This window comes from Actinomadura rubrisoli (genome assembly GCF_004349215.1).
Taxonomy (GTDB): domain Bacteria; phylum Actinomycetota; class Actinomycetes; order Streptosporangiales; family Streptosporangiaceae; genus Spirillospora; species Spirillospora rubrisoli.
Window position 1 is genome coordinate 30,872 of sequence record NZ_SMKU01000028.1, and the last position, 15,442, is coordinate 46,313.

Consider the following 15,442-nt stretch of genomic DNA (forward strand, 5'->3'; position numbering starts at 1 on the left):
GCTACTCCTCTCCCCGGTCGCGGCGCGTCATCGGCGCGGCCCAGTCCTGTGCGCCCAGCAGGTCGCGCAGGCGGGCCAGCCCGTGCGCGGTCTGGCTCTTGACGGTCCCCTCGGAGCATCCGAGGGTCCGCGCGACCTCCGCCACCGGCAGGTCGCACAGGAACCGCAGCACGAGCACCGCGCGCTGCCTCGGCGGGACGCGCTCCAGCGCCGCCCGCAGCACGGCCTGCGTCTCCACGTCCGTCCCCGGCGCCGCCGCCCGCTCGGGCGTGTCGGACGGCGCGCCGGTGAGCCGGACCCTCGCCCACGCCAGCCGCCGCTCGTTGAGGAACGACCGCATCAGGATCGCGCGGACGTAGCGGTCCAGGTCGTCGGCCGCGCGGGCGCGCTTCCAGTGGACGTACAGGCGGGTGAGGGCCGTCTGGACGATGTCGTCCGCGCGGTGCGGGTCGCGGCACAGCAGGTGCGCGATCCGCCGCAGCCCGGGCAGCGCGCCGGTGACGTACTCCACGTACTCGCGCTCGTCGGCCGACCGCACCGCCGCCCGCCTCCCCGCCCGTCGTCCCGCCTGCGTTCTCGTCGGTGAGACGACCGCCGGAGGGAGAAAGGTCACGCGATCCGCGTCCATGTCCCGGTCACCCCCGCGGCCCGCCGGTGAGGTCCCGGACGTCCCACACCCACACGCCGCCCTCGTACCGGCCGGGCCCCAGCAGCTCCTGGAGCACCTCGCGGAGGACCCGCTGCTTGGCGTTCGGGCCGAGCACGACCGCGTCCGCCCGCCAGTAGGCCAGGTCGGCGCGGGCGGCGGCCCGGTCGGCGTCCCCGACGACCGGGGGCCGCTCCTCGTCGCGCGCCTTGGCCAGCAGGTCGGACGTGGGGCGCCGCGCCGCGCCGTACCCGCCCTCGCGGCCGGGGCCGAACGGGCCGATGAAGTAGCCCTCCGGGACGGGGAAGCCGAAGCCCGCCTCGACCTGCCAGTGCAGCGGCGTCGCGTCCGGGACGTCGGGTAGCGGCGCGGGCACCAGCGCCCGCCCGGGGCGGACGTGGCGGCGCCAGGTCCCGTCGGCGAAGAACGCCGGGACGGGCGGGCGGTCCTGCGCGGCCAGCGGCTTCGGCGCGATCGGGAGCAGCGCCTGGGCGAGCACGACGCAGCACAGCAGCCGGACCCCGGCGGCGCGCGGCGTCCCCGCCGGGGCCGTGGCGAGGAACCGGTCCACGCCGAGCGCCAGCAGCAGCCCGGCCGCGGGAGCACACAGCAGCGTGAGGCGCGACTCGATCACCGACTCGTACAGCGGGGCCTCCGAGACCAGCCGCCACGGGCCGGGGACGCCGGTCCGATGCCCGTCCACGACCACCTCGGGGCCGAGGGACAGCAGGACGGCCGCGACGATCACCGCGCCCAGCGCCCGGACGAGCGGGTCCCGGCGCTGCCAGGTGACCAGCGCCGCGACCAGCACGGCGAGCGGCCAGCCGAAGAACGCGTTCTGCTCGGTCGGGCTCACGTCGAGCGGGCCGGGCGCGGCCTGGTGCCCCGCCAGCGACTGGCGCGCGAACGCGGTGAGCACCGCGACGTCGTTGCCGGACGGCCCGTGCACCAGCCCGTCGTAGCTCTGCGGGCCGAAGAACTGCCACAGCAGCGCGTAGGTCGTGAGGGGCAGGAAGACCACCGCCGCGACGCCGCAGCCCGCGGCGATCCGTCCCGCCGCCGCCCGCGCCGCCGCCGGGCGGAACGCCGCGTACGCCGCCGCGAACAGGGCGAGGCCGGTCGCGGTGAGCAGCAGTGCCTCCTCGCCCAGGTAGATCTGGTAGGCCGCCAGCAGGCCGAGGAACGCGCCCTCGCGCAGCGGCCGGCCCTCCCCGCGCGCCAGCCGGACGAGCCGTCCGATCATGAACGGGACGGCGGCCAGCACGACGAAGTTCGGATGCGCGTTGGCGTGCGAGATGATCGGCGGCGCGAACCCGCAGAAGCCCCCGCCCACGGCGGCGGCCGCCCGCGAGGCCCCCAGGTGCCGCTGGAACAGGCGGTACCAGGCCGCGGCGCTCCCGCCGAGCCCGAGCGTGAGGACCAGCGCCCAGGTCGCGGACGGCCCGAACGCCAGCGTCACCGGCGTCAGCGGGACCGAGACGCCGAGCATGACCGTGTTGGCCATCAGGTTCACGCCGCCGGGGAAGTTCTGCAGCGTGGTGGAGAACGGGTCGTCCAGGCGCGTGACGGCGCGGGCGGTCACCGCGAAGAACCACTCCCACTGCGTCTGGTCCTGGCCGCCGTCGACCAGGTAGCGGCGGCCCGGGTCGGCCCACAGCCGCCCGAGGACGGCGAACGCCGCCAGCAGGAACCCGGCCGCGACGGCGAGGTCGGCCTCCCGGCCGCTCAGCCGCCGGTAGCGGGGCCGCCCGCCGTCCACGCGTGGCCGGACCCCGGCCTCGGCGGTCATGCCGGCACCCGCCGGGGGCCGTCCGCCGCGCGGGAGCCGGAGCCCGCGGAGCCGGAGCCCCCGGAGCCGGGGGGAGGGGAGGCGGGCGACGTGCGCCCGAGCCGCAGTCGGACGAGGACCACCTCGCCGAGCACCTTCGCATAGTCCACGGGACGGATCTTGGACCCTGGGCGGTGCGTCCAGCGAACCGGGACCTCCGCGACGGGCCATCCCCGCCGGGCGAACAGGCAGAGGATCTCCACGTCGAAGCCCCAGCCGTCCACCCGCGCCGCCGCGAACGCGCTGCGGGCCCGGCCGCCGTCGAACAGCTTGAAGCCGCACTGGGTGTCGGCGACGCCGCGCACCGCCAGGGCCCGGATCAGCATCCGGCCGAGGCCGGCGGCGGGCAGCCGCAGCGGGTGCCGCCGGACGTGCGCGCGCGAGCCGATCGCGGCCGCGAACCCGGGTTCCAGCCGGGCGCGGAGCCGGGCCAGTTCCTCGACGGGCGTCGCGAGGTCGGCGTCGGTGACCAGGACGAGCCGGCCGCGCGAGGCGAGCACGCCCGTCCGCACGGCGTGGCCCTTGCCCCGGTTGGCGGGCGTGCGCAGCAGCCGGATCCGCGGGTCGCGCCGGGCGGCGGCCCGGACCGGCCCCGCCGTGCCGTCCGTGGAGCCGTCGTCGACGACGATCAGCTCCCAGCGGTCCGTCCCCCGGCCGAGGTGCGCCCTGACCGCGTCGAGCGTGCGGGGCAGCCGGGCCATCTCGTTGTAGACGGGGATCACGACCGTCAGCTCGACGGGGCGGGAGAGTGAGGCGTTCACACCCAGGGGACCGCGCGGGCCGCCCGCCCGGTTGTATGGCATAGGTCACATACTGAACGACCGGCACGTCCCGCGCCCATCAGCGCGGCCGAGGCGGCGGGCGGCGCGCGCCACGCGGGCGGACGGGGACGCGGCGGATCACCGCAGCGGCGACCACGGGCCCGGGGCGAGATCCGGTCGCCGGCCCGTGCTGCCGCGCGTCGCCCGGTACAGCTCGCCCTGGTGGACCACCAGCGCGCCCCGCTCGTACGCGGTGCCGCCCTGCCAGCCGGGCACGCCGACCGCGGAGATGCGGCTGCCGCGGCCGTCCGCGCCGCGGGTGCGGGCCAGCGCCGTCGCGCCGACCTCGACCGGCCCGGCGTACGGCCGCCAGCGCGTGCCGTCCGTCGAGTACTCGATGGCCATGCCCGGGTTGCGGACGTTCGCGGTCAGCACGCCACCGGAGATCTTCGCGCCGGGCGGCGGGACGCGGTAGTTCACGCCCCGGCCGGGCAGCCCGACCGGACGGTAGTACGACAGGAGCGGGAACGTGACCTGGCCCAGGGTGTTGGCGAAGGTGTCCCACGCCGCGCCCATCCTGTCCGGCGGCGGGATGTCGCGGTTCCAGGCGCGCTCGGCGACGCCGAGGAGCTTGGGGAACGCCTGGTACTCGCGGATCTCGGGGGCCTTGCCGTTCTCCGCCCACAGCTGCGCCTCGATCCCCAGGATGTTCTTCCTGCCCTCGGGGGTGAGCCTCGTCCAGGACGGGCTGGGCGTGACCGGCCTGCCCCAGCGGTCCTCGACCGCGTTCGCGTACACGTCGAAGGGCTGGTAGGTGAAGGTGCTCTTCTCGTCCACGTACGCGGCCCAGTAGTAGCCGGGCTCGTCCGGGTCCTTGTTGTAGGCGAGGTCCATGTACAGGTTGGTGGCGTGGGCGAGGATCACCGGCGTGCCCTCGTTGGCGAACCGGTACGCCCAGTCCTCGCGTCCCCAGCCCCACACGTTCTGCCAGGGGAGCGGGGTGAAGCCCTTGAGCCGGAACGGGCGGGCCGGGTTGGTGATGTCCTCCCAGCCGGTCGTCGCGGCGGCGGCCTTGCGCGCGATGTCGTTCCAGCGGGTGAAGAACAGCTCCTTCAGCTCCTCACCGGGCCTGCCCGCGGTCTCGGGGTTCGCCTTGCACGCGGGCGACCCCGACCACCAGCCTTCGGGCGGCCCCGGCGGCTCGTCCCCGCCGAGGTTGATCCTGCCGAGCGGCACGCCCGCGCCCGCGTACATCTTCCCGACCTCGGCGACGAGCTTGCCCAGGAACGCGTACGTGCTGGGCAGGCAGGGGTTGACGAGGTTGTCGGTGTAGCGCTGGACGCTGGTGTGCCTGCTAGTGTCGGCCGGGTCCAGCAGCCGGTACGTCGCGTCGCGGGTGCGCTGGTAGCGGCGCTCCATCGACTGCACGGCCGCGCGGGCGTGCGCCGGGAAGTTCAGCTCGGGCACGACCTCGATGTGCCGTTCCCGGGCGTACCGCAGGATCTCCTGGAAGTCCCGCACCGAGTAGAAGCCGCCGCCCTTCCCGGTGAAGTTCTGCATGGCCTGCTCGTAGCCCTGGTAGGCGGGGGCGCGGCCGAGGTTCGCCGCGGCCGCGCCGCGCGGCTTGCCGGAGATCCCGTCGCCGCCGCCGAGGTCGTTGGCCGACCCCATGCCCTGGTGCAGCGCGCCCGTCTCCTCCAGGTCGAACGCGCGCCGGGACCCGAACCCGGTCAGCTCGGGCAGCCCCGGGACCTCCAGCCGCCAGCCCTCGTCGTTGGTCAGGCCGAGGTGCAGCCGGTTGAGCTTGGTGAAGCTCATCAGGTCGAGGAACTTCTCGATGGTCGGCCTGGTCTCGAAGTGGCGGCCCACGTCGATGTGCAGGCCCCGGTAGCCGAACAGCGGCGCGTCCGACACCGCCGCGCGCGGGATCGCGACCGTGGCGCCGCCGCGTCCCTCGGCCGCGGCCCGGTAGGCGTCCGGCGGGACGAGCTGCCGCAGCGTCTGGACGCCGTAGAGCACCCCGGCGCGGTCGGCGCCGGTGATCCGGACCCCGGCGGCCGTCGCGTCGAGCGTGTAGCCCTCGGCGTCGGCCTTGCCGTCGCCGTCCGCGTCCAGGCGCGGGTCCTCCCGCAGGCGGATCGGCGCGCCCCTCCCCTTCGCGACGTCCCGCAGCGCCGACCGCAGGTACCCGGCCTCGCCGCGCAGCGCGGGCGGCGCCGAGATCTCCGACGCCCCGCCGATCGCGACCGTCCCGCCGGACGCCGTGGCCGACAGCGGCTGCGGGACGAGCCGCTGCCGCAGCGTGAGCGCCGCCTTGGCCGAGGTGTTGTCCGCGTACCGCGTCGCCGCCGTCTCGACCGGCCGCCTGTCGCCGGAGAACGCCGTGGTCTGCTTCGGGTCGGCGGGGTCGAGCAGGGTCCTGGACGGAACCCACGCCGGCCGCCCGCCGCCGAACGCGATCGTCCACCCGGCCGGGCCGTCCGACTTGTGCGTCGCCCAGAGCTCGAAGTTGATGTCGATCGCGCGGTGCCCGCCCGGGGCGACCGCCGCGAACCCGGCCGTGGGCTTGAGCACGTAGAAGTCGCCGCTGCGCGCGGCGTCCGCGCGGCTCACCGCCAGGCCCTGGTCGGCGAGCTGCTTGCGGCCGATGTCGCCCGCCGCGTTGTCGAGCACCGCCGCGGGCTGGCGAGGGCCGTTGAAGTACATCGCCCAGCCGCCGTCCAGCGCGCAGCGGCGGTCGTTGTTGTCGAGGGTCAGCCTGGCCAGGTGGTACCGCGCGTCCGCGACGGTGTGGTCGACCGGCTGGTAGGTCACCCGCAGGTCGCGGGCGCCGGGACGGCACGCGGCGGACGCGGCGCCGGGCGCGGGGGCCGCGGCGAGCGCGCCCGCGAGGACGGCCGCCGAGGCGAGGGCCACGGGTCTGCTCGGGCTCTTCACGGGTTCCGCTCTCCTGGCGTACGAGACGGCTTCTCGGCGGGGGCCGGGACGGGCACAATGAATAGGAAAGTATCCTATCTATTTCTCATGATCCCGGTACCCGGCCCGGCCGCGGCCGAACCCCCAGGCCACGCCCGCCGGGCCGGACCCGGCCACCGGACGGGTCTTGACTCCGGCGCGATCCTGGCGCCCGGTCAGCGCAGGCCGAACTCTTATCGCCACAAAATGGCCATTATCCGACCATCATTCCCTTTGTTCTGGAATTTTAAGATGCCGCATTAGAGGGTGGTGTATCGGAGAGGACAGGGCGCCGTAACGCGATGAAAGGGCCTTGTGGGGTCGCATTCGAGGCGGCTACTGTTTTGGCCACGCGTTGGGCGAGATACGCCCAGCCGCCCGACCTATGGAGAAATGATGTACCTCAGGCCGGTGTCCGTGCTCATGGCCGCATCCGCGCTATTCGCGGCGACCTCGGCGACAGCCGCACGAGCGGAACCACCGCACCACGCTGCCCGCGCCCCGAAGGACGGCGTCGTGGAGAACTACTGCACTGGGGGTGCGGCTTACAGCAGGAACCATTATTCGAGGGTCAAGTACTCTCTGTGTTCCCAGGTCTTCAGGACCGGGGGAAATCTCTTCGTTCGCCCTGTAGCCGCTTTCGAGTATTACTACTTTTGGATCGCCTCATGGTATTCAGATGACTATATGGTCAGAATAGAAGGAGTGTACGCGGCCACCGCCGAACGGACTGAGGAGAGATTTTTTCGAAAAGACACCATTACGGGTAAGGACCAAGTTATAGGTAGGGCCGTTCCGGTGAAGCCTGGAGGCGGCTACACCGTCTCGTTTGGCGGGATGGAAAAGACGGGCGGATACTATTCTTATACAAATAGATCGTGGGAATCCGTCAACGTGGGTATTCCTCGGGCAACCATTAAGCGTAAGGCGCCGCAAGAGTAGGCCGGACGGCTCGGGTCCTGAGCGGGCACCGGTCGTTCGGAAGGAGGGTCAGGTGCTGGCGGTGATCTCCAGTTTCTTGGTCTTCGGGTCGTCCTCGTCGGCGAGGTAGTCGCCTGGACGGGTGGCGTCCACGCCGTCGGCGAGCTTCGCCGCGCGGCAGACCGCGGTGCCCGCCACGGCGACCGCCAGGTTGACGGCGAGGGCGAGCATGCCCACGTAGACCGTCATCTTGGTGTCCAGGCCGAAGTCGCCGAGATTGAAGGCCGGGGAGCCGAAGTGCTCCTTGTGCTTGGCCGGGTTCGGGGTCTCGTACAGCATCCACAGGCCCGCCGCGAGGCCCGCGGCCCAGCCGGCGATGAGCGCGCCGCGGTGGAACCAGCGGGTCACCAGCCCGAGCGCCACCGACGGCAGCGTCTGCAGGATGATCACGCCGCCGATGAGCTGCAGGTCGATGGAGAACTCGGGGTCCAGCAGCAGGATGCACGCCACCGCGCCGACCTTGACGACCAGCGAGACCAGCTTGCTGACCGTGGCCTCCTGCCGCTCGGTGGCGTCCGGGCGCAGGTACTCCTTGTAGATGTTGCGGGTGAACAGGTTGGCGGCGGCGATCGACATGATCGCCGCCGGGACGAGCGCGCCGATGCCGATGGCGGCGAACGCCACACCCGCGAACCAGTCCGGGAACATGCGGTCGAACAGCAGCGGCACGACCGTGTTGGTGTCGGGCTTGCCGTCGGTGACGACCGGCTTGACGCCCGCCGCGATGGCCATGAGGCCCATCAGCGCGATCAGGCCGAGCACGAGGCTGTAGGCGGGCAGCCCCGCCATGTTCCGCTTGATCACGTCGCGGTTCTTGCTGGCCAGCACCCCGGTGACGCTGTGCGGGTACAGGAACAGCGCCAGCGCGGACCCGAGCGCCAGCATCGCGTAGTTCAGCTGGTTGGTGCCGTCCAGCAGGATCCCGTCGCCCGGCGCCGGGCTCTTGGCGAACTTCGCCTGCGCCGAGTCGAACACATCGCCCCAGCCGCCCAGCTTCGACGGGATGTACAGCACCGCGACGATGATCACCAGGTAGATCAGGATGTCCTTGACGAAGGCGATCAGCGCGGGCGCCCGCAGGCCCGACTGGTAGGTGTAGGCCGCGAGGATCACGAACGCGATGACGATCGGCCAGTGGCCGTTGACGCCCATCGTCTTGAGCACGGCCTCGATGCCGACCAGTTGCAGCGCGATGTAGGGCATCGTCGCGACGATGCCGGTGACCGCGACCGCGAGGGCCAGCGTCGGAGAGCCGAACCGGGCCCGGACGAAGTCGGCGGGCGTGACGAAGCCGTGGACGTGCGACACCGACCAGAGCCGGATCAGCACGAGGAAGACCATCGGGTACATCACGACCGTGTAGGGCACGGCGTAGAAGCCCGCCGCGCCCGCGCCGAAGACCAGCGCCGGGACGGCGACGAAGGTGTAGGCGGTGTAGATGTCGCCGCCGATGAGGAACCAGGTGACCCAGCTGCCGAAGCTCCGGCCGCCCAGGCCCCACTCGTCCAGGCTGTGCATGGTGTCCGGCCTGCGCCACCGCGCGGCGACGAACCCCATCCCGCTGACCAGCAGGAACAGGGCGCCGAACACGATCATCTCGGTGAGGTGGTCGCTCGGCACCGGCTCAGCCCCGCTTCCGGGTCGCGCGGTAGGCGACGATCGTGCAGGCGACGCTGAGCGGGATGAACGCGAACTGTATCCAGTAGAACGCGGGGAACCCCGCCAGGCGGGGGGCGTCGCGGTTGAACAGGAACGTCAGCAGCGGGATCACGACCGGGACGATCAGCAGCCAGTTCCAGTGGCTGCGGTCCGAGCGGCGCCCCCGCGCGGGGGGCTGGTCGGCGGCGGGTTCTGTCGAGGCCAAGGGGAGTCTCCTCGTCACATGCGGGCGAAGCCGGGAGAGCTTACTCCACGGACGGTAACGGCCCGATCTCGGACACGGAACGACTCGGCGGGAGCGCTCCAGCCCGGGGAGGGCCGGCGCCCTGGGCCGCGACCCGGCCGGCGGCGGGCCGGCGCGGCGTCAGACGGTGCGGTCGGCGGCCGTCCTCGGCTCGTGCCGGACGTCGGACGCCGGGTCCGGCTCCCGCGTCCACGCCGCGAACTCCAGCAGGATCCCGTCGGGGTCCCTGAAGTAGATCGAGCGGACGAAGACGCCGTCGTGCATCTCCCGCGCGACGCCGAACTCGCTGTCGTCGTGGTTGAGCAGGACGCCGACGTCGACCCCCTTGGCGGCGAGCCGGTCGCGGTACTCCTCGATCCGCTCGGGCGGGACGTCGAAGGCGATGTGGTTCATCGACCCGACGGCCGACAGCAGCTCGCCCCGGTCGGGCAGGCCCTTGGGCGCCGACACGCCGGGGACGGCCTCGGGCGCGTCCGGGAACCAGAAGAACGCCAGGGCGTCGCCGCCGCCGCAGTCGAAGAAGAAGTGCTGCCCCCAGCCCATCGGCAGCTCGATGGTCTTGATCAGCGGCATGCCGAGCACGCCCTGGTAGAAGTCCACCGTCCGCTTCATGTCGCGGCACACCAGCGCCAGGTGGTTCACCCCGCGCAGCTCGAACTCGGTGTTCTTCCCGGCCATGGGCGACGCTCCCCGCTGACGTGACGGACCCTCGCCGCCATCATCGCAACCCCCCGCCCCGAAGAGAACCCCGTTCTGCGACAAGTCCGGGAATTTGTCTCGTCCTGGCCCCGGCGGGGACGCTTGGCGCGGGCGCCGGGGGCGGGGTAGTCTCGCGGCATGCGAACCGCGACCTTCCAGTGGTGGTGGCGCCGCTAAGGCGGCGCCGGTTCGTGCACGTTCAGACCAGGCGACCGCCCTCACCCGGCGGTCGTTTTTGCGTTGTCCGACTGGGTGCAGGGCCCGACCACGAGGGGCCATCGCGGTGGAGACCGTCTCACAACAGCCGCTGACCAGCGAGTTCGTCACAGCCGGGGGCGTGCGGGTCACCCGCACCGCCACACCGGTCGACCCCGAGCGCAAGTCGGACGTGCTCAACGCCCTCGTCGCCGCCGTGGGGGAGCGGCGAGGCGGCGTGCTCAGCTCGGGCATGGAGTATCCCGGCCGCTACAGCCGCTGGCACATGGCCTACCTCGACCCCTGCCTGGAGATCGTCGCCCGGGGCCGGAGCGTCGCCGTCCGGGCGCTCAACGGCCGCGGGCGGGTGCTGATGCCCGCGCTGGCCCCGGTGCTGCGTGGCATCGGCGAGGTCAGGGCGGACGGCCCGGGCACCTTCGAGGTCTTCGTCCCGCCGACGGAGGAGTTCTTCACCGAGGAGGAGCGCAGCCGCCAGCCGACCGTGTTCACCGCGCTGCGCGCCGTCGTGGACCTGTTCCGCTGCGACGACCCCCACCTCGGCCTGTACGGGGCGTTCGGCTACGACCTGTCGCTTCAGTTCGAGCCGCTGCGGACCCGCCTGGAGCGCCCCGCCGACCAGCGCGACCTCGTCCTGCACCTGGCCGACGAGCTGGTCGTCGTGGACCGCAAGCGCGAGACCTCGCACCGCATGTCGTACGAGTTCGAGGTCGGGGGGACGAGCACCGCGGGCCTGCCGCGCGCCACCGAGCCGACGCCGGTGCCGGTCCCCGCGGCCCTGCCGGAGCAGCCGGTGCCCGGCGCGTACGCGCAGACGGTGCGGGACGCCAAGGAGAAGTTCATCCGCGGCGACCTGTTCGAGGTGACGCCCGGCCATGCCATGTACGGGCGGTGCGACGCGCCCGCCGCGTTCTTCGAGCGGCTCCGGGAGACCAACCCGGCGCCGTACGAGTTCCTGTTCAACCTCGGCGACGGCGAGTACCTGGTGGGCGCCTCGCCGGAGATGTTCGTCCGGGTCAGCGGCGACCGGGTGGAGACCTGCCCGATCGCGGGGACGATCCGGCGCGGCGGCGACGCGCTGGAGGACGCCGAGCAGATCCGCACGATCCTGTCGTCGGCCAAGGACGAGTCCGAGCTGACCATGTGCACCGACGTCGACCGCAACGACAAGTCGCGGATCTGCGTGCCGGGCAGCGTGCGGGTCCTCGGCCGCCGGCAGATCGAGCTGTACTCGCGGCTGATCCACACCGTCGACCACATCGAGGGGCGGCTGCGCCCCGGGTTCGACGCGCTCGACGCCTTCCTCACCCACATGTGGGCCGTCACCGTCACGGGCGCGCCGAAGACGTGGGCGATGCAGTTCATCGAGGACCACGAGGAGTCGCCGCGGCGCTGGTACGGCGGCGCGGTCGGGTGCGTCGGGTTCGACGGGTCGATGAACACCGGGCTGACGCTGCGCACCGCGCAGATCCGCGACGGCGTCGCGACCGTCCGGGCCGGGGCGACGCTGCTGTACGACTCCGACCCCGAGGAGGAGGAGCGCGAGACCCACCTCAAGGCCAGCGCGCTGCTCGGGGCGCTCGCCGCGGCCCAGCGGGAGCCGGGGGCCGCCGCGCCGCCGGAGCCGGAGCCGGAGCGGCCGGGCGACGGGCTGAAGGTGCTGCTGGTCGACCACGAGGACTCGTTCGTCAACACCCTCGCCGACTACTTCCGCCAGCAGGGCGCCGGCGTCGTCACGCTGCGGCACGGGTTCCCGGTGCGGATGCTGGACGAGCACGCCCCCGACCTGGTCGTCCTGTCGCCCGGGCCGGGCCGTCCCGAGGACTTCTCCACCGCCGCCCTGCTGGACGCCCTGGACGCGCGGAACCTGCCGGTCTTCGGCGTCTGCCTGGGCCTCCAGGCGATGGTGGAGCACGCCGGGGGCCGGCTGGCGCTGCTGCCCGAGCCGTCCCACGGCAAGCCCGGCCGGGTGAAGGTGACCGGGGGAGCGCTGTTCGAGGGGCTCCCCGACGAGTTCACCGCAGCCCGCTACCACTCGCTGCACGCCACGTCCGACCAGGTCACGGGGTTCGACGTGACGGCGCTCACCGGCGACGTCGTGATGGCCGTCGAGGACCCGCGGCGCGCGCGATGGGCCGTCCAGTTCCACCCGGAGTCGATCCTGACGGCGGCGGGCGGGGCCGGGCACCGGATCGTGGCGAACGTGCTGCGCCTCTGCCGCGCCTGACCGGCCCACCCGCCGGACGAGCCGGGCCTAGTCCTGAGGCACTAAGGCGGCCGAGGGGAAATGGTCCTCAGGTTCCTGTCGCGGGCGCGGCGGCGGAGGGAGACTCGTGGACGGCAAGCGTGCCACATTCCCGTGACACGTGTGTGATCGCCGTTATCCCGGCGGAGGGGGGAGGCGTCCCCCCTCCGCACCAAATCCTGGTTTACGGGTGACCGTAACGGGATGAGAGTTTTGACCGGCCCGTCGCGGGGATCCCGTCGGCCATGATGACAATCCTGTGGCTCATCGCGGTGATCCTGGTCATCGCCGGAATCTATGTGATCGTCGCCCGGCGCGACCTGCTCTGGGGCATCGTCCTCATCGTCGTCGGCCTCCTGGTCGGCCCGGGCGGGGTCAGCATCTTCACCTAGACCGAAAATCCCCCCGCGGTCACGCCAGGTGATCGGTGACGGCGTGCCTCTCCCGGTTGATGATGTCCTGGAGGGGCACGCCGTCGTAGTTGCAGAGCGTGACCGCCGTCCACTCCGAATCGATGTAGATCGACCAGTTCGTCGCTCCTCCCGCGATCCCCCCGCCGTGCGAGATGATCCGCTGGTCGTTGAAGATGGCGGCGGCGGGCCCGTACGCCTGGTGCCGCTCCTGGGTGGCCGGATCGGGCGCGGGGCCGCCCGGCCTCGGTGCGGGCGGCATCTTCCCGGCCATGTAGAGCTCGGTGTAGGCCCGGTTCAGCAGCTTCCCGCTCCGCAGGGCCTGCGCGAAGCGGACCAGGTCCGGAGCCGAGGAGAAACCGTTCCCGCCGCCCGTCCCGATGAACTGGCGCGCCGAGTTGGTCCCGGGGACGTCGCCGATCCCGCCCTTGTCCAGATTGCGGAGGGCATCGAGGCGCGGGCCCGACGACTGGAGCATGTACGGGTGGGCGATGCCCTCGTCGGCCAGCCATTGCGGCCGGGTGTAGTAAGCCGAGCGCTTCATTCCGGCCGGGCGGAAGATGTTCTCGTGCACGTAGTCCCAGAACGTCCGGCCCGACACCTTCTCCACGATGTCGCCGAGGACGTCCATGCCGGAACTGCTGTACAGGCTCATGGTGCCCGGAGGGAAGGCGAGTTTCTGCTTCCTCAGGTACTCCCGAAGCTCCCTCATCTGGTCGTCGGCATTGTTGTAGATCTTGTCTGGGCGCCCGTCCGGCCGGGTGGGATCGCCCATCCCGGCCGAGTGGGTGAGCAGGTGGTGCACGGTGACGGTGTCCGCGACCCCGGCCGGATACCCGTCCAGGTAGGTGCCCAGCGTCGCGTCCAGCTTCAGCTTCCGCTTCTGCGCGAGCTGGACGATCGCGAGGCCCGTGAACGGCTTCGACGCCGAGGCCAGGGCGAAGACGGTGTCGAGGCGGTTGGGGACCGAGCGCTCCTTGTCGGCCATTCCATAAGCACGGGCCAGGACGGGACGTCCGCGATGGGCGACCAGAAGCGTTCCGGAGAACTTGTCCTCCGCGGCGAGTCTCGCGATGTAGCGGTCATAGGAGCCCCCGGGGCGAAGCTCTTTCGGCACATGCCCCGAACGGGACGTGCCGGCATGGGCGGCCTCCGGGAGCGCCATCGCGCCACCGGCCGCGAGAGGAACGGCCCCGAGCAGGCCGAGGGCGGAACGCCGGGACGGCTCCGCCGGCGAGGATTCGGATCGGGCCATGTGCACACGCTCCTTGCGAGGACGGGACGAAACAGATGCGGAGCGCGCGCCGTTACGTCCCGTCGGCGTCGCCGGTGGGATTCCGGCCGGACGGGAGGCGATGCAACAGCAACGGCCGTTTCCTCTCCATAAGGGGGAACGGGCGCAGGCTTACTGGAAGGCGGCGGCCGGGGGCCTACGGCGCGTCGAGCGGAGTGGGCTCCCACGCGCGGTCCCGCTGGGCGCGCAGCAGCGGCAGCGGGCTGTCATCCTCGCCGTGGAGGCGGGCGGCGAGCAGGATCACGGTGTCGCAGCGGCACAGGCGGAGGGCGCGCGCGCACAGGCCCGGCCCGTAACCGGCGAGGGCCGCCACGCGGACGGCCGCCCGCGCCCCGATGGAGATGGCGAGCCCCGCGATGTCCTCGGCCGGATCGCCGAGGACCGCGTCCGTCCAGTCGAGGACGCCGGTGACCCGGCCCGAACCGCCGACCAGCAGATGCTCGCCCTTGAGATCGTTGTGGACCAGGCTGACCGGCACGTCCGCCGTCGCCGTCGTTGCCGCCGGCGGATCGGCGGGCGGCGCGCGGCCGTCGTCCAGCCGTCCGGCGGCCTCGGCGGCGCTCACCCGCAGGACGCCGAGGTCGCGCGGGGGAGAGGCCGGGACGCCGAGCGCGGCGGCCTTCGCCACGGGAAACGAGCGCAGGCCCGTGAGAAGGCCCGCCAAGTCCGCCTCGCCGCCGGGCGACACGGCCCGCTCCTCGGCGGAGACTCCCAAGAGCCGGCCGTCCACGCTGTAGGTGAGCCCCGGCGCCCACTCACCGGTGGCGACGCTCTCGGGGACCGGGACGGCGAGGAAGGGGCGCAGCGCGTCCCGCAGGGCGATCTCCCGCAGCTGGCGTACGGACCCGTCCTGGTCCCGGGCCATCCGCAGGACGTGACCGGCGCCGACCCACCACGCGTGGTGATCGCCGCCTTCCTCGATCGGGAGCACGTCCATCCGACGATCATGGTCCCGGGCCCGCCCCCCGCGCCACCGGATTTCCGGTGGCGGGAAGCGCGGCCGTCCCGCCGAGGCTCACGACCAGGTCACGCCGGCGTTCACGCCGAGGCGGCCACGCCGCCGGGCGGCTCGGCGACGGTGATCTCGATGCCCGGGGCCAGGACCGCCGGGCGTCCGGCGGCCAGCTCGCGGGCGGCGTGGTGCGCGGTCTGGACGTTGAGGCCGGCCGCGTGCAGCCGCACCATCAGCGCCGCGACCTCGACCTCGTCCCGCGAGTACCGGCGGGCGTGGCCCGACCCGGGGCCGGCCTGGAGGGCGTGCAGGTATCCGGAGCGCGTCCACAGGTCGAGCTGCCGGTAGGTCAGCCCGGGGACGTGATCGAGCAACTGGCGGGTGTTCACCGGGGGTTACCTCCTCCCTCTTCCTGTTCCCCACGGACGCGGTTGATGCACGAGATCCCGGATCGCCGGGAAAGCCTGACGCGCCCTGTCAGGTTTCGCTGCCAGCATCGTCCTCATGAGCCGTGAACTGACAGGGAAGATCGCACTGGTCGCGGGGGCCACGCGG

Annotated in this window: 13 protein-coding genes; 3 read left to right on the forward strand and 10 right to left on the reverse strand. The window is 72.7% G+C overall.

Translation table 11 applies throughout. The annotated features are described in order from the left end of the window. Position 1 precedes the first annotated feature (1 nt). The 4 genes from E1298_RS08875 to E1298_RS08885 form a co-directional block, all read right to left on the reverse strand. On the reverse strand, positions 2 to 538 hold the full coding sequence (locus E1298_RS08875; protein ID WP_243725466.1) for a SigE family RNA polymerase sigma factor: 537 nt from the start codon (positions 536 to 538) through the stop codon (positions 2 to 4). A gap of 97 nt (positions 539 to 635) precedes the next feature. After that, a complete protein-coding gene (locus E1298_RS08880; protein ID WP_207944517.1) occupies positions 636 to 2,435 on the reverse strand; it encodes a glycosyl transferase in 1,800 nt (599 codons plus the stop codon). Then, a complete protein-coding gene (locus tag E1298_RS49360) occupies positions 2,432 to 3,277 on the reverse strand; it encodes a dolichyl-phosphate beta-glucosyltransferase (RefSeq protein ID WP_207944518.1) in 846 nt (281 codons plus the stop codon). The genes E1298_RS08880 and E1298_RS49360 overlap by 4 nt, the downstream gene beginning before the upstream one ends. A gap of 96 nt (positions 3,278 to 3,373) precedes the next feature. Further along, positions 3,374 to 6,172, reverse strand: a complete 2,799-nt coding sequence (locus E1298_RS08885) for a family 20 glycosylhydrolase (RefSeq protein WP_131890934.1) — start codon at positions 6,170 to 6,172, stop codon at positions 3,374 to 3,376. Between the two features lie 534 nt (positions 6,173 to 6,706). On the opposite strand from E1298_RS08885, the gene E1298_RS08890 reads away from it, so the two are divergent. After that, complete coding sequence (locus tag E1298_RS08890) at positions 6,707 to 7,132, forward strand: hypothetical protein (RefSeq protein WP_131890936.1); 426 nt, start codon at positions 6,707 to 6,709, stop codon at positions 7,130 to 7,132. 48 nt (positions 7,133 to 7,180) lie between these two features. Here the strand turns inward: E1298_RS08890 and mctP are convergent, their stop codons facing one another. The 3 genes from mctP to E1298_RS08905 all read right to left on the reverse strand — a co-directional run bounded on the left by mctP (position 7,181) and on the right by E1298_RS08905 (position 9,752). Beyond that, entirely contained in the window at positions 7,181 to 8,791 is a 1,611-nt protein-coding gene (gene mctP / locus E1298_RS08895) for a monocarboxylate uptake permease MctP (protein WP_131890938.1), read from the reverse strand. Positions 8,792 to 8,795: 4 nt separating this feature from the next. Continuing rightward, positions 8,796 to 9,035, reverse strand: a complete 240-nt coding sequence (locus E1298_RS08900) for a DUF3311 domain-containing protein (RefSeq protein WP_131890940.1) — start codon at positions 9,033 to 9,035, stop codon at positions 8,796 to 8,798. Positions 9,036 to 9,194: 159 nt separating this feature from the next. Further along, complete coding sequence (locus E1298_RS08905; protein ID WP_131890942.1) at positions 9,195 to 9,752, reverse strand: VOC family protein; 558 nt, start codon at positions 9,750 to 9,752, stop codon at positions 9,195 to 9,197. A 304-nt stretch (positions 9,753 to 10,056) separates the two neighbouring features. On the opposite strand from E1298_RS08905, the gene E1298_RS08910 reads away from it, so the two are divergent. After that, complete coding sequence (locus E1298_RS08910) at positions 10,057 to 12,213, forward strand: anthranilate synthase component I (RefSeq protein ID WP_131890944.1); 2,157 nt, start codon at positions 10,057 to 10,059, stop codon at positions 12,211 to 12,213. Between the two features lie 263 nt (positions 12,214 to 12,476). Further along, positions 12,477 to 12,623, forward strand: coding sequence for a GPGG-motif small membrane protein (locus E1298_RS47945; RefSeq protein ID WP_165975373.1), 147 nt, complete (start codon positions 12,477 to 12,479; stop codon positions 12,621 to 12,623). A 19-nt stretch (positions 12,624 to 12,642) separates the two neighbouring features. Here E1298_RS47945 and E1298_RS08915 read toward each other — a convergent pair whose 3' ends face one another. The 3 genes from E1298_RS08915 to E1298_RS08925 all read right to left on the reverse strand — a co-directional run bounded on the left by E1298_RS08915 (position 12,643) and on the right by E1298_RS08925 (position 15,276). Then, positions 12,643 to 13,896, reverse strand: a complete 1,254-nt coding sequence (locus E1298_RS08915; RefSeq protein ID WP_131890946.1) for a serine hydrolase domain-containing protein — start codon at positions 13,894 to 13,896, stop codon at positions 12,643 to 12,645. Positions 13,897 to 14,071: 175 nt separating this feature from the next. Beyond that, positions 14,072 to 14,872 (reverse strand): phosphotransferase family protein, encoded by an 801-nt coding sequence (locus E1298_RS08920; RefSeq protein ID WP_131890949.1) that lies wholly within the window; start codon positions 14,870 to 14,872, stop codon positions 14,072 to 14,074. A gap of 101 nt (positions 14,873 to 14,973) precedes the next feature. Further along, complete coding sequence (locus E1298_RS08925) at positions 14,974 to 15,276, reverse strand: MerR family transcriptional regulator (RefSeq protein ID WP_131890953.1); 303 nt, start codon at positions 15,274 to 15,276, stop codon at positions 14,974 to 14,976. Between the last annotated feature and the right edge of the window lie 166 nt (positions 15,277 to 15,442).